The sequence below is a fragment of the Senimuribacter intestinalis genome (genome assembly GCF_943192965.1).
Classification (GTDB): Bacteria; Bacillota; Clostridia; order Peptostreptococcales; family Anaerovoracaceae; genus Senimuribacter; species Senimuribacter intestinalis.
The window spans coordinates 1-19501 of sequence record NZ_CALPCF010000012.1; the positions used below are offsets into that span (position 1 = coordinate 1).

Sequence of the window (19501 nt, forward strand, 5' to 3'; positions counted from 1 at the left end):
GTCGTATGTAACCATTTCTTGCGGTTCTACCGCTTTTTTGCAGTTTTCACACCAAAGCATTACATCACCTCTTCCATCGTTACTTGTCCGTCAAGTTGGGATTCCATAGCGTTTGCTGTTCTTAGCATGTCATATGCCCGGCTGCGGAGTTCCCGCGCCATTACCTTGGCTTCTTTCTTTGTTCCCAGCCGGTATCCGTGTCCTCTTGACTCGGATATGATTTGATAACCTTCACGCCGCAGCTGCCGAACAGCTTCTCTAAAGGTTCTCTCATTGATTCCGATTGCCGCCGCCAGTGTGAATCTATCCTGCGGCTTATTGGTTAGCATTGACAACACCATCATTTTTGTGGTATCATCAGGTTGGTTTTTTATGATTGCGCCTTCGGGCGCTTTTTCTTTACCCTTCATTTTCAGTCACCGCTTCCTCCGCTTCTTTTTCTGCCTTGAGAATTGCTTTTTCCGTTAAATATGAGAGTTCTCGCTTTGCGTTATCAGCATCAATTTCCTTTTTAAATAAGCCATATACAGCTGAAATGGTTTCTCCTAATTCACACATAATGTCCGAAGCTGTTCCTTCAATTGTGATGTGAATGTCTGTTTTAGTTGATGTTGCTTTAATCATTTGTTTTCCTCCTCAAAATGCCATCAGCGCACACAATGCTGCATAAGCGCCTACCGTTCCAAATATAAATCCTATAAGGGCTAGGGCAACATGTAGGTTGCTCTTGTAGTACTTTCCTCCTGGTTTAAATTCTTTCATCGTTTCTACCTCTTTCTTTATGTTTCTTACTGTTCTCCTTAAGGTATCTTTCGATTTCCTGTATTGAGTATCTCCGCTGCCCTCCCGCCCACTCTGGGGTTATTTCTCCCCGATTTTGTATCCGCTGCAAAGTCGACATTGAGATGCCTAAAATGTTAAGCACCTGTTTTGCGGAGTAATATACGGGCATTTGGTTCTTTTCCATTCACTTCCGTTCCTTTCTTACTCCTCCAAAAAGTATTCAATTGATACGCCGAAGTAATCGGCAAGAATTTTAAGCTTATCTACTTTCGGAGCATATCGTCCCGCTTTCCAGTGACTAAACATGGATTTGTTCAAGCCAGTTTCCTTACATACTTTGTAAGTTGAAAGTTTTCTATTTTTCAATAGTAGTTCAAATTTCTCATACAAATCAGATTCCTCCTCTCATTATTAGTTGACAAATCACAACTAGTATGCTATTCTAAATTTACTATAATCACAAAAAGCAACTAGTGCATACCATAAAGTTAGGATTTCGTTGTCTTTTCTTAACTTTATCTCTATTATAGTTGTTCATTCTAAACTTGTCAATAGCAAAAGTTGTTTTTTGTAAACTTTTTTTGTGAGGTACAATATGTTTGAAATTTCAAAGAGAATATGCGACTTAATAGATGCATCTCCGGAATTATCTGACTCTAAACTTGCTGAATATATTGGGGTAAATAAGTCATCAGTAAGTCAATGGAGAAATCAGCGAAGTGAACCAAAATCAAGATACATCTCAGACATTGCTGATTACTTAAATGTAAGTACAGATTATTTGCTTACCGGAGAAGAGGCAGAGAGTTACTACTTTGACCCAGAAGTATCTGAGATGGCGCAGGAGATGGCAACTCGACCAGAACTAAAGGTATTATTCAAAGCTAGCCGCAATGTTTCCAAAGAAAGCATTGAAGCTATAAATAACATGATTCAACAAATGACAAAGGATTAAGAAGGTGATGAAATGAACAGCAAAGTCATTTATCAAAACTTACCGTGTGATATAGATGGTTACACGGTTGCTAATCTTGATGACAATGGAGAGCCGTTTTATACCATTGTTTTAAACACCCGTCTTTCGGACGAGCGTCAAAGGCTTGCCTGTTATCATGAGCAGCTACATATTTTAGAGGCTGATTTTGATAAAGCAAAAGAAGTTGGAGTTGATGAAGTAGAAAAGGAAGTTCGCAAGTCGAAATACGAGTTTGCGATATAAACGTTAATATTATTGAAAGGATATGCCAATGAACTATTACGAATTACTTGAAATTAGGGAAGATGCCTCAGATGAAGTTATAAAAATGGCATATAAGGGTTTATTGCGCAAATATCACCCTGATGTTTATACAGGTGACCCAGAATTTGCACATGAAATCACTGCAAAACTTAATGAAGCCTATGAAGTACTTTCAGATCCAGACAAAAGAATGTATTATGATGCGATTCTGGCTGCTGAATGTTTTGCAAAAGATGCCGCTGAGTTTGAGAAAGAGTCAATTCAAAATGAAAGCAATACCACTGAGCCATCTAGCGATTTTGTATCCCCTCATCCTGATTCAAGTTTAAAAAGACCTAAAATGGCTTGGTTCTCATTCTATATCAATGTATGGCTAATTATAAGTGCTATTTCAGGAGGAATAGCCACTATATTGGAACTATCCAAAGATGGTGCTGGGGAGTTATTGTCTATGGGGGGATATTTGTCTGTTCTAATGCTCATGCTTTTGGCTTTTGACATTGCAATGGTTATCCTTCCAATTTATTTAACTTTCTCTCTTAGGAAATTTTCTAAACGGGCATATTATGTAAATATATTGTATTTGGCTATGCTCCCTGTTTTAAGAACGTTTTCTAATCTGGAGAACTACTTGCAAGATGATTCATACCTTGCAAGTTCACTTGTTGCAGGAATAGTATTTTCGGCATTAAACCTGCTGTACTTTGAAAAAAGATTATTCTTTTTCAATCAAGATGCCTTTCCTAACACCAAAATTTATTTTAAACAGTTAATTGCATTGATTTCCATTACTGTATTATTAAGTGGTGGACTCTATTGCATGTTACAACCCGCATTTACTACTAATACGCCTGATACAGACGGGAGTTCATACATTGATTCAACCGAAGTATTCACAATTGAAGAAACCCGACGAGCACACGATAACTTCAATGATTTGGCTATTTTGTTTGGATGGAATAACTGCGAAGAATTCATCCAAAAAGCAGAAGAAGATTTATCTATAGACCTAATGAGTTATACTTTAAAAGATAAGTACTGTTATCTCGCTTCTGAATGGCTTGGATTGGATTCTTATGATGATGCTCTAGGCGCAATAGACCCTATCAATGGAAATACAATAAAAGATTTCTGGGATTATCAGGACTATGTATACGGCGTATGTGAGGAATCTTTAAAAAGCGAATAAAAATTAATCAACAAAAACAGCCCCAGTTGGCGCTGGGGTATTTTTGCACCCAAAATGGAGGTTTATATGGCAAGTTTTAAGCATAGAAATAACGGAAAAGTACAAATCACTATAACCCGTGGAAAAAAGTTTGACGGTTCCCCTTGTCGCTATTACAGAGAGGTTGATTATGTTTCGGAAAAAAAGTTAAAAGAGGATGCAGCTTTGTTCCTCGCTGACATAATCAATGGCAAGGTATCAACAAGCGACTCTACAACCTTAAACGCTCTATTCAATGATTTTATGGCTCACAACGGTAATATTAGTACAGAGCTTAAGGTTTCGACTGCAAGACGCTATGAGTCTATTTACAACAACCAGATAAAAGATTTTTTTGGGAATCGACAAATTAGTAAAATTACAAAGGTTCAAATTCGTAATTGGGTGAAGGAATTATCCGAGAACGGAAAGAATCTTAGGACAGGAGAACCACTGTCTCCAAAAACTATAAAAAATGCCTTATCTTTACTAAGTACACTTTACAAATACGCCATTGAGGATTTGGATTTACTTGAAAAGAACCCCTGCGAACACGTAAAAGTTCCTAAATCTACTAAGAAATATAAAATTCAAAAGGATTTCTATAAAGAACATGAAATTGCCGACTTAATCTCTCTATTATTCAAAGAAAAAGACACCAATACCGGGAAATGTCATGCAACTGCCATTCTGTTAATACTATTTACTGGATTGCGTATAGGTGAGGCTATGGGTTTGCGCTGGGAAGATATAGATTTTAACGAAAGTACTATAAATATCGAAAGAATCAGGCTCATGGTGCCAAACGATGGTGTAATAGAAGATACTCCCAAAACCGAAGGCTCTGTAAGAATAATAACTGTTCCTGATTTTGTTATGGAAATGCTGAAAGACTTACAAATTTATCAAAGAAATAATAAAATCGTTTTAGGAGAGGAATATACAGATAGTGGCTATGTATTCACAGTCGCAGAGGGTACGCCACATCACCCACATAATACTTACCATTGGTTCAAACGATTTTTAAAAAGATACGGATTAAGAGATACAACTTTACACGATTTAAGACATACACATGCAGCAATCCTTTCATCTATTGGAGTTCAGATTATAGACGTTTCAAAAAGATTAGGGCATACCAATACTAGAATCACACAAGAAGTGTACGAATATTATTTTAGAAACACTGATAAAGATATATCTGACAAACTTGAGCAATTCTATCAAAGAATAAGAAAAATGTAGTCAAAATGTAGTCAAGCAAAAATCCAACGGTCACAACCGTTGGATTTTCAACATTTCTTTGGTGCGGTCTAAGGGATTCGAACCCCCACGGTTTCCCACACGGACCTGAACCGTGCGCGTCTGCCAATTCCGCCAAGACCGCATATTTAATTTTATCAGCTGTGTTCCTGCCGACTATTCTATTATACATGACTACAGAAAAAATGCAAGTAAAATTTTTAACTTTTTTGGAGTTTCTTCGTATTTTTCCTGATACATTGACTATAGCTGAGAATAATTTCCTTTCGCTGAATAAACCTGCCCTAGCAAATCCCATTACTTTGAGCCAAACATCAGTCAGCTTGATACATTCACTGAAAAATTTTTTATCATTACAGAACTTCACCCTTTGTTTGCCATAAAAAAGGAAAATATATCTACAAATCAGGCTAAAAAGGAGTGGATTGTTTCCGCAACCCGATTTTATCCTATATTTTCTCCTCATACAAATAAATTAGTACAAAGAAGTCGTTCTCCACTGCTCTTTTAACTGTAATCTCTGTTAGATTTTCCTTTTTTTGAACCAGCTAGGGGTAAAGTTCTGTAATTCATTTTAGCATCTCTATGTGAACCATCACCCTGAGGGCAATCTTGATGCAAACACTCTTCCGTAAGTCTGTGGCAGCTCTACGTTTTACCGATATTGCTCTGCTAAAATTCTTGCCACATGTACCCCGCTGGCAGAAGCCTGCGACAGAGAGTGTGTCACACCAGAACCATCACCCAAGGCATAAAGCCCCGGTACACAGGTTTCCAGATTTTCATCAACTCGCACCTTAGAATTGTAAAATTTGACTTCTACACCATAAAGCAGCGTATCTTCATTAGCCGTTCCTGGCGCAATTTTGTCCAAAGCGTAAATCATTTCAATGATACTATCAAGTTGTCGCTTTGGAATCACCAAACTCAAATCCCCCGGCGTTGCTCCAAGGGTCGGGCGGGTAAAACATTTTTCCATGCGCCTTGCACTGCTGCGACGCCCTTTAACTAAATCACCAAATCTCTGCAGCAGTACACCGCCGCCCAGCATATTAGAAAGACGAGCGATGGATTCGCCATATTCATTACTATCTTCAAAAGGCTCGGTAAAAGTATTGGATACCAAAAGCGCAAAGTTGGTGTTTTCCGTATGCAGAGACGGGTCTCCATAACTGTGTCCGTTGACCGTAACAATACCATTGGTATTCTCCGATACCACCTCACCGCAAGGGTTCATGCAAAAGGTTCGCACCATATCATTGTAGCGATCTGTCTTATAGACAATTTTGCCCTCATAAACTGCATCGGTAATATGTTTAAATACCTCAGCTGGAAGTTCAACACGGACGCCGATATCAACCCGGTTCTTTTTCTGCTCAATTCCCAGTTTGTCGCAAACACCAGAAATCCACTTGGATCCAGATCTTCCTGTTGCAAGTACCAGCTTGTCGCACGTAAAATCGCCCTTATTGGTATGCACCACAAAGCTGCCATCTTCCGCACGCTCCACATCCTCTATGGTCGTATAAAACTGAGTGTCGATTCTTTCCTTAATATAGTCAAAAATTCTGCCAAGAATTTCAATATTTCTGTCCGTTCCCAGATGGCGTACCTTTGCCTCCAACAGATGAAGATTATTCTGCAGGCAGCGAGTTTTCAAATCAGAATCGGCAGTGGAATAAAGCTTAGCTTCAGAACCGCCCATGGAACAAAGTACGCTGTCCACATACTCCATCAATTCCAGCGCTTCGTCTATTCCGACATATTTGTGCAAGTCACCACCAAACTGGATCGTGATATTGTACTTTCCATCAGATAAAGTTCCTGCGCCGCCGTAGCCGTTCATAATATGGCACGGACTGCATTTCACACAGGTTTTCGTCTTGCCTGTCTTAATCGGACAGACTCTCTTCTCAAGCGGCGCTCCCTTATCCAGCATTAAAACACTTGCCTTATGAGAAAGCTTTGTCAGCTCATAGCTCATAAAAACACCGCTGGCTCCTGCACCTGCGATGATGATATCATATTTTTTCATCGTCCTTCTCCTTATTTTATCAGTACCTGCTTTAGGCACACGCAAAAAATAGAACCGCCTCATAGAAGCGGTTCTTATGAATTACAAGCCTTCGGTCGGCAGTACTTTATTCAGCTTCTGCCATGATTGCATCGAATTCCTGTACAACACTGTTAAACAGTTCTTCATCTTCAATATCAACCAGTTCAAACTCGTCTTCACCGACTTCATTATATCCATAAAGATAAACATCATCTGAATCATCCAATGGAATCAGTGCAATGTAATCTTTACCGGCATGATCGAAAATACCCATAATTTCACATTCCAGTTCAACGCCGTCTTCAAACTCTAAAGTGATGATATCAGCCTCGTCCTGCATGTTGTTCTTGTTCTCTGCCATATTAATCCTCCATTTCGCCGGAATCTGTACCGGCTTCCAATTGTTTCTTCACTATCTTAATAATATACCATTATTACTGAAATTTATCAACTAAAATATTCTTTTATGTTCTTTGCGATTGTTTCTGTGATGCCGGGAACCTCTGAAAGCTGTTCCAAGGAGGCTTTTTTGATATTGTCGATGGACTCAAAATGATTCAAAAGCGCATTGCGCCTGGTCGGCCCTACACCACTGATATTATCGAGGACAGAGCGAATCGCATTTTTATTTCTCAGACTTCTGTGATAGTCAATCGCGAAACGGTGCACCTCTTCCTGAATAGTTCCTACATATTTAAATAGAATAGGTCTTTCCCGAAGTTCCATCTCTCTTCCGTCTTCAAAAACAATCGCTCTGGTTCTGTGGCTGTCATCTTTTGCCATACCCACCACCGGAATATCAAGCCCCAGCGCAAAGAGTACTTTTCTCGCTGCAGTGACCTGTCCCTGTCCGCCGTCCATAAAAATTGCATCAGGAAGCTTTGCAAATGCCGAATCTCCTGCTTTCGCTCGCTTAAATCTTCTATAAATCATTTCCTGAAGACTGCCGTAATCATTAGGGCCTTCAATGGTTTTTATCTTAAACCTTCGGTAATCCCTGCGAATCTGTTTCGTTCCTTCAAAGACCACCATTGCTCCGACAGAATCCACGCCGTTAGTGTTGGAAATATCATAGGACTCAATCCGATATGCCTTCTTTTCTTCCGGAATATAGCCTGCCTGCCGCATCACATCTGCTACCTGCTGCCGTACTGCCGTCTGCTTTTCTTCGTTAAGCTTTGCCTTCTGTGAAAGTGTCTTAGTCATTTCGATACAATCGCTCTGTGCCATTTTCAGAAGTGCCCGCTTCTCCCCTTTCTGCGGCACAAAAATCCGTACTTTTCTGCCATCCCTGCTCAAAAATTCTTCCAGAAGTTCCTTGTCAGCAGGTTCCTCTTCTACCAATATCTCCGGCGGCACAACAGCCCACTGACTGTAATACTGCTTGATAAATTCCATTACCATTTCACTTCTCGCATCGTTTTCCCCAGTTTGAATCTGAAAGTTTTCTCTGCCGGAAAGTTTACCGTCACGGACAGTAAACAGTACGATAAAAGAATTCTCCTGGTCTTTGACCGGCAGCACCACATCCAAATCCTTATCATGAACCATGGTAACGCGCTGCGTTTCGGAAATTGCCTCAATAGACAAGATATAGTCTCTATATTTGGCGGCTTCTTCAAACTCCAATTTCTCCGAAGCCTCCTGCATTTTCTCCGAAAGACTGCGAAGCAGCGGCTTTTCTTTTCCGCCGAGAAACTCAAGCACCTTGTCAATCTGCTGCCTATATTCTGCTTGGCTGATCTTTCCTGCGCAGACACCACGACACTGATTGATATGAAAATTCAAACAAGGTCTGTGACTTGCAGGAAACTCTCTGGCGCTGCATCTTTTCAGCGAGTAAATATTGGAGAGCAGCTCAACGATCTGATTCACTGCACCTGCATCACTGTAGGGACCAAAATACTTATTGCCGTCCTTTGCGATGATTCGCGTCTTTACAACTCTGGGGAAATCCTCTGTCGTGGTCACCTTTATATACGGATAGGTCTTGTCATCCCGCAGCAGCACATTGTATTTGGGCATATACTTCTTGATTAAATTGCACTCTAAAATCAGTGCCTCCATCTCCGTACTGCAGGTGATATACTCAAACTCTGCAATATGAGAAACCAGCGCCCGTACCTTGGGGTTGGTCTTTGCCGCACTCTGAAAGTACTGTCTGACGCGATTTCTCAGAGAAATCGCCTTTCCAACATAAATAACCTGACCCAGTTTATCCTTATGCATATAAACTCCCGGACAATCCGGGAGCTTTTTTAAATTCTCTTTGATATCAAACATGTCAGAACCGCCAATCTCTTTCCTTATGTTCCTGTTCTCTTCGCATTTCCTCTAAAGCGATTTCCATCACCTTCTGCTGGCGCAGTCTTCTCTTGCGACGGCGTGCCCTAGCTCTTGCCGCAGAAATCCAGACATAAGCTACAGCTGCCACAACGATAAAAATGCCGATTAAAACTGCCGCCAAATTGGAAATACCCAGATAAGAAGTGAACCAGCCAGTTTCAATATCTTCTTTGATAATTAAGTCGACCTCATTAACAAGTTCATCACCCACATAGATTTCCAGCTTACCTGCAACAGTTCCAGATTTAACCGGTGCTTCTATATCACTGCGCATAACAGTCTGCGTCGCAACCAATGACTTAGACGCCTCTTTCGGCAAATAAGCATAACCTGTTTCTGCAGTGTAAGCCTCCACACTGGTCTTTTCTCCGTGTTTGATTCTTACCTTGCCTTTTTCTTTGTCCTTGCCAATAACCTTTACACCCTCTACCTTAGCACAGGCATAACGAATCAGTTTTTCTACATCATTGGTCCGTTCTTCTGCCGTATCTCCCAGCACTACAATAAAAAGTTCCAGTCCGTCATTCTGGTAGCCCAAAGCGATACTGCAGTTGTTGGCATCCCAATAGCCTGTCTTTCCACCATAAACGCCTGAATCCTTATCTTTTAAAAAACTGAGATGCGTCTTCAGGTTTCGTTCCTTGCTCTTATTGGTCTTTTTTACAGTGTAGGAAGTACTTCCTGCCGCCTTTCTGATAACATCGTTAGACAATGCGGTCTTAGTTATCAGCATCATGTCGTAGGCTGAAGTGTGATGACCTTTTTGCTTCATACCATTTGGATTCTTAAACTGGGTGTTTTCGCAGCCGATGTTTACAGCCGTCTTATTCATCAGCTTAACAAAATCCTTCATGTTTCCAGATACTGCCTCGCCAAGAGCATAAGCAGCATCATTGCCCGACGGCAGCAGCGCGCCGTAAATCAAATCTTTTACGGTTAAAACCTCTCCTGCTTTTAAATTCATGGAAGCCTCTTTTTGGGAAGCCGCCGCGTGAGAAATAGTTACTTCTTTGTCTAAAGGCAGATTCTGCACTGCGAGAAGCACCGTCATCAGCTTGGTTACACTATACGGAGCAATTTTTTTGTTCATATTCTTAGAATAAACAACTTCTCCTGTATTCTGGCAATATACAATAGCGCCTCCTGCCGTCACATCCGGTTTTTCCACCTGTGCGCCAAAGACATGCGCTTCTGCAAAAAACAGCAGTATCATGACAATCAGTATAGATAATGTTTTCTTCAATGCATTACTCATAGTTTATCAATTCTCTTTCTCAGCCTGCCATGTCAGTTTTTTGTAGCTGTAATTCAAAATTCTATTGGTCGATGTGTATCTTCCGCCAGTAGTATCTTTCAGCACTACTGCGTAGACCAGTTTTCCTTTCCGCTGACAGGCTGAAACCAGTGACGCATTTTTGCCATCCCAGGTGCCGGTCTTTCCTGCAAAAACCCCAGATTTTGGGTATTTCTTTCCCGCAACCAAATAATTAGTCGTAGATATGTATCTCGCTTTATGTTTATTGGTTTTCGACATTTTATACATTTCCGTGCTGCATGCTGTTCTAATTAAATCTACCTCCATGGCAGCCTTTGCAATCTTTGCCATATCATATGCGGAAGCGTAGTGATCTTTTGCTTTCCATCCATGGGGGTTTGAAAAGTGACTGTCCACACAGCCCAGTTCCTTTGCCTTCTGATTCATAAGCACTGCAAACTTAGCCTTAGATCCAGATACACCATGAGCCAGTGCCACAGCCGCATCATTGCCCGATGGCAAAAGAGCCGCATAAATCAAGTCTTTGACTTTTACCTTTTCTCCGGCCTTTAAATAGGCTGTCGAGCCGCCGGTGTTTGCCGCCCATTTTGTTACGGTCACCGTATCCTTCGGCGATAAATGCTCCAGTGCCACCATACAGGTCAAAAGTTTGGTGGTGCTCAAGGGGTCCCGTCTGATGTGAGGGTTTTTAGAATAAATAGTAATGCCAGTTTCTCCGTCAATGACAATGCCGCTCTTTGCGCTGATCTCGGGTCTTTCCGGTTTTTCCGCGGCGTAAACAGCACTGCCTGTACCTACCGCTGTAAAAAGCAAAGAAAAAGAAAGCAGCACCGCCGCCGCCTTTCGTGCCTTATTTCTCCATAAGTGATTTTTTTGAGTCTCCATCATATACCCACCTTATTAAAATCTTTATCTCTAAATTTATTCTAACATGAATCCATGCGTTTTTGAATAGCCAACTTGCCTTTCTCTATAAAAAAATCAGCGACAGGAATTTCCCACCGCTGACTGCTTCGATAGAATTTTTAATTTTTAAAGAAATAATCCGCAAGCTCAAATCCGTTTTCAAAATAAGTACCTGCTGCGATGCCTGCCTTTTCGTTAAACTGACGACTGCTGTCTTCCGTTTTTTCATTTCTGCTGTCGTAAATTACGTATGGCACCGGCGTAGATGAATGGGTTCTGATTGCAAGAGGCGTTCTATGGTCAGGAACCTCCAGTACTTTGAAATCCTCACCATCAGCACGAAGAGCCTCCACAATCGGCTTCAGCACTTTACTATCGATGTCGGAAAGACACTGAATTTTTCCTTCCATATCCCCCTGGTGTCCGCATTCATCAGGACCTTCCAGATGGACATAGACAAAATCCTTGCCGTCTCTAAATTCTCTGATAGCTGCTTCTGCCTTTCCAGCGAAATTAGTGTGGAGCGTTCCAGTCGCCCCCTCTACATCAACAGAGTCAAGACCTGCACAGATTGCAATGCCTTTAATCAAATCGACTGCACTGATGGCAGTTCCTGTAATCTGATATTTATCGTAGAAAGAAGACAGCTGCGGTTTCTTGCCCTGACCCCAAATCCACAAAGAGTTAGCCGGGTTCAGTCCTTTTTCGATGCGTGCCTTGTTGACTGGATGATCCTTTAATATCCCGTAGCTTTTTCTCATCATCTCTGTCAAAAACTCGCTGCCTACACCTTTCGGCAGATAATCTCCTACCTTCTGATCCAGCACATCATGAGGAGGTGTCAGGTCAAAGCCAGTTTCACCGTTATGTACAATCAGACAGTGCCGATAGCTGGTTCCGGTATAAAACAGTTTTTCATCATCAGCAAAAGCCTCATTTACCGCCTGAATCAACTGATCTGCTTCTGCTGTAGTGATATCGCCCGAGCTGTGATCTTTGATGATTAAATCCTCATAAGCGCCTTCGCCGGAAAGTGTAATGATATTCGCTCTGTATGCTACATCAGTATCAGACATCTCAATACCGATGCTGGCAGCTTCTAGTGGTGAGCGACCGGTCAAATAGACCGTAGGATCATAACCCATTACCGCAAGATTGGCGGCATCGCTACCTGGTGCAATGCCGGGTGGCACGGTTCTTACCATGCCGATTTCTCCCTTTGCCGCAAGTCCGTCGATAAAAGGCATATTGGCAACTTCCAGCGGCGTCTTTCCGCCCAGCTGTTCGATATTCTCATCACCTGCCCCATCGGGAACCAAAATTAAATATTTCATCGATTTACTCCTTTTATTTTTAACGCAAAAGACTGTCTCAAAATAGAAACGATACTTGCACCATTTTATCCGAAAACGAGAACAATGGTGCACAAAAACCTATAATTACTGCTAATTCGCTTTCATCTGGAAACTGTAAACATCAAATCCGGAATCGAATTCTCCATAATATTCCATTTCAATCCAGAATTATGGTTCATTTTAAAGCCCAATCAAGAAAATCCGCACCATAAGCCTCTATTTCACCATAAATGATGCAGAATGTCGGTTTTACATTCTAAAAAATGCACCATTTTCGGTATTTTTAAGGAAAATGGTGCAAAAGAAGCAAAACTAATTTTGAAACAGTTCCTTCTGCATACTTTATTTGTTTTCTTCTTCGAACTTCTTCATAAATGCGATGAGCTTATCAATACCTTCCATCGGCATCGCATTATAAATGCTGGCTCTCATACCGCCTACAGTTCTGTGACCGTTCAGGTTTACCATGCCTTCTTCCTTGGCCTGCGCAACAAACTTCTTATCCAGTTCTGCATCACCTGTTACAAATACCACGTTCATCAGGGAGCGGTCTTCCTTCGCTACAGGACCTTTGAACAAGGCGCTACTGTCGATATAGTTATAAAGCTTCTCTGCTTTGGCAACATCCGCCGCGTGCATTGCCGGCACTCCGCCCATCTCTTTGATTAGCTTGAATACTTCACCAGCAATATAAATCGGGAAGCATGGCGGTGTATTATACATGGAATCCTTATCCGCATGAATCTTGTAGTCCAAATAAGTCGGTACTTTCTCATCTGCAAATCCCAGCAGGTCTTCTCTGATGATAACGATAGTTACACCTGCAGGCGCTACGTTCTTCTGTGCGCCGGCAAAGATCAGTCCAAACTTGCTGACATCAATTTCTTCGCTCAAAATACAGCTGGACATATCGGCTACCAGCGGAATATCGCCTGTATCAGGCACCTCATTAAAGTGCGTTCCGTAGATAGTATTGTTGTAGCAGACATAGACATAGTCTGCATCCGGTCTGATATCGTCTTTCGAGAATTTCGGAATATATGTATAAGTATCTTCTTCTGAACTTGCAATTACGCGAATATCCCCATATTTACAAGCTTCCTGGTATGCTTTCTTTGCCCAGGATCCTGTTACTACGTAGTCAGCCTTTTTAGAGGCTCTAAGCAGGTTTAATGGCACCATTGCAAATTGAAGAGTTCCTCCACCTTGTAAAAACATAACTTTGTAGTTATCAGGGATATTCATGATTTCTCTTAAGTTAGCTTCTGCATCTTCGATGATCTTTCCAAACTCTTTTGAACGGTGACTCATTTCCATTACTGACTGGCCGCAACCTTTATAATCAGCCAAGTTAGCTGCTGCATCCTCGATGACAGAAAGTGGTAACATCGATGGACCAGCGGAAAAGTTAAATACACGATTTGGTTTTGTCATTTCGTCGCCCTCCATTAGTTTTTTGAATTTATCTTACGCAGCCAAAAGCAAAATTTGCACTTAGCCCACATAAGAACGAATATTTTCTTATTATAACACTTTAATCCTTGAAAGTAAAGCGGTAAGGTGTTATAATTTTTCTAAATTAGAAAATACATTAGGAGGTACTTTTACATGTACAAAATTGGAACCTTAAATAAAATATCCCCCGTGGGACTTGCCCACCTTTCTGATAAATATACAGTCTCTGACGATATTTCTGAGGCAAACGGTATTCTGGTAAGAAGTCAGGACATGCACGAGATGCAGCTGCCTGAAAGTCTTTTATCCATTGCAAGAGCAGGTGCGGGTGTCAATAACATTCCCCTTGAGAAATGCGCTGACGCAGGTATCGTTGTCTTCAACACGCCAGGTGCTAATGCCAACGCTGTAAAAGAACTGGTGCTAGGCGGATTGTTCCTTGCTGCCAGAAATATTCCTGCAGGCATCGCATGGGCGGGGACCCTGACCGAAAATGTAGGTAAAGCAGTTGAAAAAGGAAAGAGTCAGTTTGCAGGAACTGAAATAAAGGGAAAAACTCTCGGAGTTGTCGGTCTTGGCGCTATCGGCGTGCTGGTTGCTAACGCCGCCGCTGATTTAGGCATGAAAGTAATTGGCTACGACCCATATTTCAGCGTGAAAGCAGCGCACAATTTGTGCTCCTGCATAGAAGTTAAAGAAGATGTCAAAGATCTACTCCCTCTGTGTGATTACATATCCATCCATGTTCCTGCTATGGATTCTACAAAAGGCATGTTCAACAGAGAACTGTTCGCACTGATGAAGGACGGTGCAATCCTGCTCAACTTCTCCAGAGATAAGCTAGTAAACGAAGCTAACCTGCTGACTGCTTTAGAAGCAGGAAAGCTCGGCAAATATGTGACCGACTTCCCAACAGACGGTGTACTGAACAAGGAAAATATTATCTGTCTGCCTCACCTTGGCGCATCTACTGCTGAAGCAGAAGACAACTGTGCAACCATGGCGGTAGAACAGACCATGGATTATATCGAAAATGGAAATATTGTAAACTCAGTAAACTTCCCTGCTGTAAACTTAGGTGCAAAAGCGTGTGCTTGCAGAGTTGCCATTGCAACCAAGGGCGTTGAAAATCCGCTGAAGCTGGCCTCTGATTTACTTGCAAACTATAAAGTTACTGCAATTTCCGGCAATGTTCGCGGCGCATACGGCTACGTACTGGCTAATGTAGCCGAAGCTGTTGCAAATGTTCCTTCTGCTGAAGGTGTAATCAAAATCAGAGTTATCTAATTCGCAAAATTCATTATGAAGATATACTTCAGCCCGGTCATCAGACCGGGCTATTTTATAAGGAGGATTATTTTGAGTAAGAAAAATAGAGTATTCAGCATCATCCAAGTTGGAAACAAAGATGATATGCCAAGCCGCGTCTATGACATCTCTCTGGTCAGTGCTGTCATTGCCAATGTCTTTTAGCAATCTTTGAAACCTTTCCCCAGGCAGATCCATACCTGCCCTTCTAAAATATTTTGAAGGTATTACAGTGATTTTTTTCACGGCGGAGAAAAATTGTAAAGTTTACTTGACATATCCTTCTCAATATCGTATACTCTATGTAAAGCTAGCTTTACATGCGGATTCAAAAGGAGTTACTATATGAAAAACCGTCTAGAAGAAATTCGTACGACTAAGGGGATCAAGCAGGATGAACTGGCAAAGGCATTGGAAGTTTCTCGCCAAACTATCAGTTCACTGGAAAACGGGAAATATAATCCCTCTATACTGCTTGCATTTAAAATCGCCAGATACTTTAAGCTGTCTATCGAAGATATCTTTATTTATGAGGAGGAATAAAACTATGCTGTGTAAAATATTGGGGAAAGATAATCCCGTGTTCAATCTTATTTTAATCATTGCCGGTGTCGTTGCTATCGCCTTTGGGATTTGGTATTCCTATATTACCCCAGAGGATGTACATCATCTGCAGATGCTGGCAGGTATGTTCACCGGCATGGGCAGTGCTTTTCTTGCCATCGGTGTCTTGAATACCCTTCGCTGCCACTTTGGCTCTGCCGAAAAGAGGAAACAGCGTGAAATAGAGCGAAACGACGAGAGAAATGTGCAGATTACCCGCTATGCCATGTCCTGGGCTGCCTTTGGTTCTGTTCTTTTCTCTGCAGTTCTCATCTTTGTACTCACTGCACTGAACTATATCCTGCCATCCATGCTGATTCTTGCAGGCGTGTATGTGGAACTGATTATATTTCTCGTTGCATACAAAATCCTTGAAAAGAAGATGTAATGTCCTATTGTGTCGGACTCAGTCTCTTTCTTATGTTGTATGATACAAATCCATGTCAGCAGAACGCAGGAAAACGTTCCAGTCATGGGCTTTTAAAAAGTAGAGAGGCAGATTCCTAAGAATCTGCCTCATATTGCATTTTTGCGTATTTAATTTATTCTACAATTCTTCTCACACAGATAACTGGTCCTGTATAGCTTACGCCGGTTACCGCAACACCCATGCCTTCGTTGACCGCATGGACAACTTGCCCGCCGCCGATATAAATCGCTACATGCCCGTAATAGCAGACCAAATCTCCCGGCATCGCCGCGCTGAGAGAAACTTCCTTTCCGTAGTTTCTCATTGCACCAGCATCATGCGCCATGGTAATTCCAAAATACTTATAGACCGCAAGAACAAAGCCTGAGCAATCTGCACCTTGCGTCAGACTGCTGCCGCCGTACACATACGGTGTACCCACAAAGCGAAGCGCATAATTTGCAATTGCAGAACCATTTCCCTGATAAGTTTTACCACCAGTCGGTGCAGCAAGCACACCGGTTCCCTTTACAACAATCCGTTTTTTCGGTTTTTTAATCACTTCCGAGTTGATTTCCTCGGTCTCTGTAACAATGCCATTTTTGGAAGTCACCAGTTCGGTAACCTTTTTCTTACCATAGGTGCCTTCCTGCTTTACAACCGTTGTATTCTTTAAAACTTCTGAAGAAGTTTCTTTGACAGTTCTAAACTTAATCTTTTTTTCCGAAGTAATTTCCTGCGTTACGAAAACGTCTACCATCGGCTTCATCTCATAGAGCCGAATCTCATCTCCCGGATACATCGTAGAAAAGTCATTGTCCTGGTTCATTTCCATGACCTCTTCCACTGTGAAGTCATAGTTCTGCGCAATACTCCAGAGGCTGTCGCCGCTCTTTACAGTATACGTCAGTTTTTCTTTTGTTCCGGAAAGAATATAGTCTACCGCCTCATCCACGTCAGATACTGCTGGTTTTTCTGAAACCTTGTAAGCCTTCATCTCTACAGTCATTTCCGGTGTGCATTCGATGGCTTTTACAATAGCCCCCTCTTGCACATAGTGATTCTTTACCGCACGAATTACCTGCTTTGCTGCTGATTCAGATGTAAGCACCGCAACTGTGTTTTCGCCAATCTTTACATCCCAGTAATCTTCGCTGGCATTAGCTTTAATTGTGGATGCGCAAAATGCGGCTGAAACAGTGATTGCAAGGATAACTATCCCTGCAATCAAATATTTTTTTGATTTAATTCGTTCTATTAAACTCATGATTCTCTTTAATCCTTCTCTTGCTCTTAGTCAAGAATGCGTCTCACGCCAATAATCGGACCTGTGTAAGTTGCACTGGTAACTCTGATTCCCAGTCTTTCATTCACTGCGTGAACTGCTTTGCCGTTTCCTGCATAAATAGCAACGTGCCCGGAATAAATCAGGATATCGCCCTTCTTTGCGTTTTTATAAGAAACTGCTTTTCCAACACCAGACTGCCCAGTCCGTGGCAAATCAATGCCAAAGTGCTTATACACAGCATATACAAATCCAGAACAATCAGCTCCGTTTGTCAAGCTAGTCCCACCGTAACGATAAGGATTCCCAACAAACTGCTTCGCATATTCTACAACCTCAGAACCTTCGACAAAATCAAAAGTCTTGCCAGCTTTTGCCGTAACAGAACCTGTACCCTTCAGTACAACCTTGTCCACTGGTTTCTTGATAGTTTGCTTAGAAATCAACTCACTATTTGTTTCCTCGCCATTTACCTTGGTGATTTTTTCCGTCACTGCTTGCTTGCCTTTAACGCCCTTGGTCTTCACCTTCTGTGTTCCCTTGGTCAAAGAACTTGTCTTCTTATAAACAGTGTTATAGTCAATTGACTTCGTAGATATAATTTCTTCCACCGTCGTTACTTCTACATATGGAACCTCTGAATACAGTACCATATACGTGCCCTCTTTGATAGTCTCATCGGTGTCATACTCACCAAAGTTCAAAGACGCCAGCTTCTTCGCAGAAATTCCCTTTTCTTTTGCAATGGATTTCAGCGTATCCCCTTCCTCTGTCTTATAAACGTAATATTCCACCTTACCTTCGCTGAGTTTAGCAATGGCTTCCTCCACATCTATTGTTCTGGCATTGCTACTGAATGCCGAAAACTCTTCATCAATGTAGGCTGTAATTTTCTTGATTTCAATGATAGGGTCAAACTGTACTTCCAGTACATTGGAGCCCTTGGACAGGTAATAATTCGATAACCCCTCTATTACCTGATTGGCAGATTCTTCAGAATCCACATATAATACTTCTTCATCTCCAATTACGACCGCCCATAACTCGGTTTCAAACTGATCTGCCGCATGAGCCGTACCAGTAAAACCAAATACAACCGTGAACATCATGGACATAATCAATAGAACTGAGGCAGTTGCTTTAAACACCCTTTTGATTTTAGTATTGACTCTCGTCATAGAATGATTTGACATAATACTATTTCCTTTTCATGTTTTTCAATTGTCTCACAGCTATTATCCTACTTTATATGCATCAAAAAGTCAAGTTTTATACGGTTTTTTCACACAATTTTCACAAACAAAAATCACCATAAACGTTTAAATTTCAACGTTTATGGTGATTTAATATTTCTTAATATTTCTTAAGAATTTACAGTTTTGTATTTCATATTTATTCTCAAAATAGAATAAATAATCACGCATAGTACGATTGCTGCACACACATCTAAAATCGAGTGCTGTTTCACAAAGCAGGTAGCCATACAAATCAGTCCTGCAATCACAACTGCTGTTACCTTTACCGACATAGATTCAATCGACTTTGTGGTACAAATTCCCATAGCTGCAAAAATAGCACCCTCTACATGAACGCTGGGCATCACATTTGTATTCGTATCCGCTTCATAAATCAGCCGAACTACCTGCGTCAGAAGATTTTCCCGAGGAAAAGTCTCCGGCCGCAAATCCTGTCCATTAGGAAAAATCAGACAAAATATAATACTTGCAGTAAAGCCGATAATAATGCAATACATGTACAGCTTAAAACCCTGCACATCACGCAATAAAAGCCAAAATCCCGTCACAAACAAAAGCGGATACCACAGGCAGTAAGGTATAATAAACCATTCATTAAATGGTATCAAATCATCTAGAAAGCAGTAGGACACCCAATAGTCCGCCGTCTCCGGCACACACTGCTCCATTAGAAAAAATCCAACCAAATAAACTGGCACATACAAAATTAGCAGCACATGACCGTATTCCTTAATCACAAACCCTCTTTTCATA

22 protein-coding genes and 1 tRNA gene are annotated in these 19501 nt (G+C 41.4%); 7 read left to right on the top strand and 16 right to left on the bottom strand.

Annotated features, from left to right (window positions below):
- Positions 1-59: 59 nt before the first annotated feature.
- From NFR88_RS10680 to NFR88_RS10695, 5 genes are read right to left on the bottom strand one after another with little or no spacing between them, the layout of a single operon-like run.
- Positions 60-410, bottom strand: a complete 351-nt coding sequence (locus tag NFR88_RS10680) for a hypothetical protein (protein WP_251615849.1) — start codon at positions 408-410, stop codon at positions 60-62.
- Positions 400-624: a hypothetical protein gene (locus NFR88_RS10685; RefSeq protein ID WP_251615851.1), complete on the bottom strand. Its 225-nt coding sequence runs from the start codon at positions 622-624 to the stop codon at positions 400-402. Before NFR88_RS10685 ends, NFR88_RS10680 begins: the two co-directional genes overlap by 11 nt.
- Positions 625-636: 12 nt before the next feature.
- Complete coding sequence (locus tag NFR88_RS15075; protein ID WP_285813861.1) at positions 637-762, bottom strand: hypothetical protein; 126 nt, start codon at positions 760-762, stop codon at positions 637-639.
- Positions 749-967, bottom strand: a complete 219-nt coding sequence (locus tag NFR88_RS10690) for a helix-turn-helix domain-containing protein (RefSeq protein WP_251615853.1) — start codon at positions 965-967, stop codon at positions 749-751. The genes NFR88_RS15075 and NFR88_RS10690 overlap by 14 nt, the downstream gene beginning before the upstream one ends.
- Positions 968-984: 17 nt before the next feature.
- A complete protein-coding gene (locus tag NFR88_RS10695) occupies positions 985-1173 on the bottom strand; it encodes a helix-turn-helix domain-containing protein (protein ID WP_251615854.1) in 189 nt (62 codons plus the stop codon).
- Between the two features lie 205 nt (positions 1174-1378).
- Here NFR88_RS10695 and NFR88_RS10700 point away from each other — a divergent pair, with 205 nt between their 5' ends.
- The 4 genes from NFR88_RS10700 to NFR88_RS10715 all read left to right on the top strand — a co-directional run bounded on the left by NFR88_RS10700 (position 1379) and on the right by NFR88_RS10715 (position 4475).
- On the top strand, positions 1379-1738 hold the full coding sequence (locus tag NFR88_RS10700) for a helix-turn-helix domain-containing protein (RefSeq protein WP_251615856.1): 360 nt from the start codon (positions 1379-1381) through the stop codon (positions 1736-1738).
- Positions 1739-1750: 12 nt separating this feature from the next.
- A complete protein-coding gene (locus tag NFR88_RS10705) occupies positions 1751-2002 on the top strand; it encodes a hypothetical protein (RefSeq protein WP_251615857.1) in 252 nt (83 codons plus the stop codon).
- A 28-nt stretch (positions 2003-2030) separates the two neighbouring features.
- The gene (locus NFR88_RS10710) at positions 2031-3212 is read left to right on the top strand and encodes a J domain-containing protein (RefSeq protein WP_251615861.1); all 1182 of its coding nucleotides are present in this window, start codon (positions 2031-2033) and stop codon (positions 3210-3212) included.
- Between the two features lie 66 nt (positions 3213-3278).
- Entirely contained in the window at positions 3279-4475 is a 1197-nt protein-coding gene (locus NFR88_RS10715) for a tyrosine-type recombinase/integrase (protein WP_251615863.1), read from the top strand.
- Positions 4476-4534: 59 nt separating this feature from the next.
- On the opposite strand, the gene NFR88_RS10720 is transcribed toward NFR88_RS10715, so the two are convergent.
- From NFR88_RS10720 to serC, 8 genes are all read right to left on the bottom strand, one after another.
- Positions 4535-4617, bottom strand: a tRNA-Leu gene (locus NFR88_RS10720).
- 531 nt (positions 4618-5148) lie between these two features.
- Positions 5149-6528, bottom strand: coding sequence for an NAD(P)/FAD-dependent oxidoreductase (locus tag NFR88_RS10725; protein ID WP_251615864.1), 1380 nt, complete (start codon positions 6526-6528; stop codon positions 5149-5151).
- A 106-nt stretch (positions 6529-6634) separates the two neighbouring features.
- A complete protein-coding gene (locus NFR88_RS10730; RefSeq protein WP_160202734.1) occupies positions 6635-6910 on the bottom strand; it encodes a DUF1292 domain-containing protein in 276 nt (91 codons plus the stop codon).
- An 86-nt stretch (positions 6911-6996) separates the two neighbouring features.
- Entirely contained in the window at positions 6997-8832 is a 1836-nt protein-coding gene (gene uvrC, locus NFR88_RS10735) for an excinuclease ABC subunit UvrC (RefSeq protein ID WP_251615866.1), read from the bottom strand.
- 1 nt (position 8833) lies between these two features.
- Entirely contained in the window at positions 8834-10150 is a 1317-nt protein-coding gene (locus NFR88_RS10740) for a D-alanyl-D-alanine carboxypeptidase family protein (RefSeq protein ID WP_251615869.1), read from the bottom strand.
- Positions 10151-10156: 6 nt separating this feature from the next.
- Complete coding sequence (locus NFR88_RS10745) at positions 10157-11056, bottom strand: D-alanyl-D-alanine carboxypeptidase family protein (protein WP_251615871.1); 900 nt, start codon at positions 11054-11056, stop codon at positions 10157-10159.
- Between the two features lie 140 nt (positions 11057-11196).
- The gene (locus NFR88_RS10750; protein ID WP_251615873.1) at positions 11197-12411 is read right to left on the bottom strand and encodes a cofactor-independent phosphoglycerate mutase; all 1215 of its coding nucleotides are present in this window, start codon (positions 12409-12411) and stop codon (positions 11197-11199) included.
- Between the two features lie 363 nt (positions 12412-12774).
- Positions 12775-13866, bottom strand: coding sequence for a 3-phosphoserine/phosphohydroxythreonine transaminase (gene serC / locus NFR88_RS10755; protein WP_251615875.1), 1092 nt, complete (start codon positions 13864-13866; stop codon positions 12775-12777).
- A 174-nt stretch (positions 13867-14040) separates the two neighbouring features.
- On the opposite strand from serC, the gene NFR88_RS10760 reads away from it, so the two are divergent.
- The 3 genes from NFR88_RS10760 (at position 14041) to NFR88_RS10770 (ending at position 16186) form a co-directional block, all read left to right on the top strand.
- Entirely contained in the window at positions 14041-15174 is a 1134-nt protein-coding gene (locus NFR88_RS10760; protein ID WP_251615876.1) for a 3-phosphoglycerate dehydrogenase, read from the top strand.
- Positions 15175-15540: 366 nt separating this feature from the next.
- A complete protein-coding gene (locus NFR88_RS10765) occupies positions 15541-15738 on the top strand; it encodes a helix-turn-helix transcriptional regulator (protein ID WP_160200366.1) in 198 nt (65 codons plus the stop codon).
- A 4-nt stretch (positions 15739-15742) separates the two neighbouring features.
- Entirely contained in the window at positions 15743-16186 is a 444-nt protein-coding gene (locus NFR88_RS10770; RefSeq protein WP_161909141.1) for a hypothetical protein, read from the top strand.
- A 154-nt stretch (positions 16187-16340) separates the two neighbouring features.
- On the opposite strand, the gene NFR88_RS10775 is transcribed toward NFR88_RS10770, so the two are convergent.
- From NFR88_RS10775 to NFR88_RS10785, 3 genes are all read right to left on the bottom strand, one after another.
- Entirely contained in the window at positions 16341-17474 is a 1134-nt protein-coding gene (locus tag NFR88_RS10775) for a C40 family peptidase (RefSeq protein WP_251615877.1), read from the bottom strand.
- A 26-nt stretch (positions 17475-17500) separates the two neighbouring features.
- On the bottom strand, positions 17501-18670 hold the full coding sequence (locus NFR88_RS10780) for a G5 domain-containing protein (RefSeq protein ID WP_251615878.1): 1170 nt from the start codon (positions 18668-18670) through the stop codon (positions 17501-17503).
- A gap of 185 nt (positions 18671-18855) precedes the next feature.
- Positions 18856-19500: a phosphatase PAP2 family protein gene (locus NFR88_RS10785; protein WP_251615879.1), complete on the bottom strand. Its 645-nt coding sequence runs from the start codon at positions 19498-19500 to the stop codon at positions 18856-18858.
- Position 19501 lies beyond the last annotated feature (1 nt).

What these genes read in the sequence shown, in the direction of transcription:
- NFR88_RS10680 (WP_251615849.1), bottom strand. Translation starts at nt 410, where the DNA reads ATGAAGGGTAAAGAAAAAGCGCCCGAAGGCGCAATCATAAAAAACCAA.
- NFR88_RS10685 (WP_251615851.1), bottom strand. Translation starts at nt 624, where the DNA reads ATGATTAAAGCAACATCAACTAAAACAGACATTCACATCACAATTGAA.
- NFR88_RS15075 (WP_285813861.1), bottom strand. Translation starts at nt 762, where the DNA reads ATGAAAGAATTTAAACCAGGAGGAAAGTACTACAAGAGCAACCTACAT.
- NFR88_RS10690 (WP_251615853.1), bottom strand. Translation starts at nt 967, where the DNA reads ATGGAAAAGAACCAAATGCCCGTATATTACTCCGCAAAACAGGTGCTT.
- NFR88_RS10700 (WP_251615856.1), top strand. Translation starts at nt 1,379, where the DNA reads ATGTTTGAAATTTCAAAGAGAATATGCGACTTAATAGATGCATCTCCG.
- NFR88_RS10705 (WP_251615857.1), top strand. Translation starts at nt 1,751, where the DNA reads ATGAACAGCAAAGTCATTTATCAAAACTTACCGTGTGATATAGATGGT.
- NFR88_RS10710 (WP_251615861.1), top strand. Translation starts at nt 2,031, where the DNA reads ATGAACTATTACGAATTACTTGAAATTAGGGAAGATGCCTCAGATGAA.
- NFR88_RS10715 (WP_251615863.1), top strand. Translation starts at nt 3,279, where the DNA reads ATGGCAAGTTTTAAGCATAGAAATAACGGAAAAGTACAAATCACTATA.
- NFR88_RS10725 (WP_251615864.1), bottom strand. Translation starts at nt 6,528, where the DNA reads ATGAAAAAATATGATATCATCATCGCAGGTGCAGGAGCCAGCGGTGTT.
- NFR88_RS10730 (WP_160202734.1), bottom strand. Translation starts at nt 6,910, where the DNA reads ATGGCAGAGAACAAGAACAACATGCAGGACGAGGCTGATATCATCACT.
- uvrC (WP_251615866.1), bottom strand. Translation starts at nt 8,832, where the DNA reads ATGTTTGATATCAAAGAGAATTTAAAAAAGCTCCCGGATTGTCCGGGA.
- NFR88_RS10740 (WP_251615869.1), bottom strand. Translation starts at nt 10,150, where the DNA reads ATGAGTAATGCATTGAAGAAAACATTATCTATACTGATTGTCATGATA.
- NFR88_RS10745 (WP_251615871.1), bottom strand. Translation starts at nt 11,056, where the DNA reads ATGGAGACTCAAAAAAATCACTTATGGAGAAATAAGGCACGAAAGGCG.
- NFR88_RS10750 (WP_251615873.1), bottom strand. Translation starts at nt 12,411, where the DNA reads ATGAAATATTTAATTTTGGTTCCCGATGGGGCAGGTGATGAGAATATC.
- serC (WP_251615875.1), bottom strand. Translation starts at nt 13,866, where the DNA reads ATGACAAAACCAAATCGTGTATTTAACTTTTCCGCTGGTCCATCGATG.
- NFR88_RS10760 (WP_251615876.1), top strand. Translation starts at nt 14,041, where the DNA reads ATGTACAAAATTGGAACCTTAAATAAAATATCCCCCGTGGGACTTGCC.
- NFR88_RS10765 (WP_160200366.1), top strand. Translation starts at nt 15,541, where the DNA reads ATGAAAAACCGTCTAGAAGAAATTCGTACGACTAAGGGGATCAAGCAG.
- NFR88_RS10770 (WP_161909141.1), top strand. Translation starts at nt 15,743, where the DNA reads ATGCTGTGTAAAATATTGGGGAAAGATAATCCCGTGTTCAATCTTATT.
- NFR88_RS10775 (WP_251615877.1), bottom strand. Translation starts at nt 17,474, where the DNA reads ATGAGTTTAATAGAACGAATTAAATCAAAAAAATATTTGATTGCAGGG.
- NFR88_RS10780 (WP_251615878.1), bottom strand. Translation starts at nt 18,670, where the DNA reads ATGACGAGAGTCAATACTAAAATCAAAAGGGTGTTTAAAGCAACTGCC.
- NFR88_RS10785 (WP_251615879.1), bottom strand. Translation starts at nt 19,500, where the DNA reads ATGAAAAGAGGGTTTGTGATTAAGGAATACGGTCATGTGCTGCTAATT.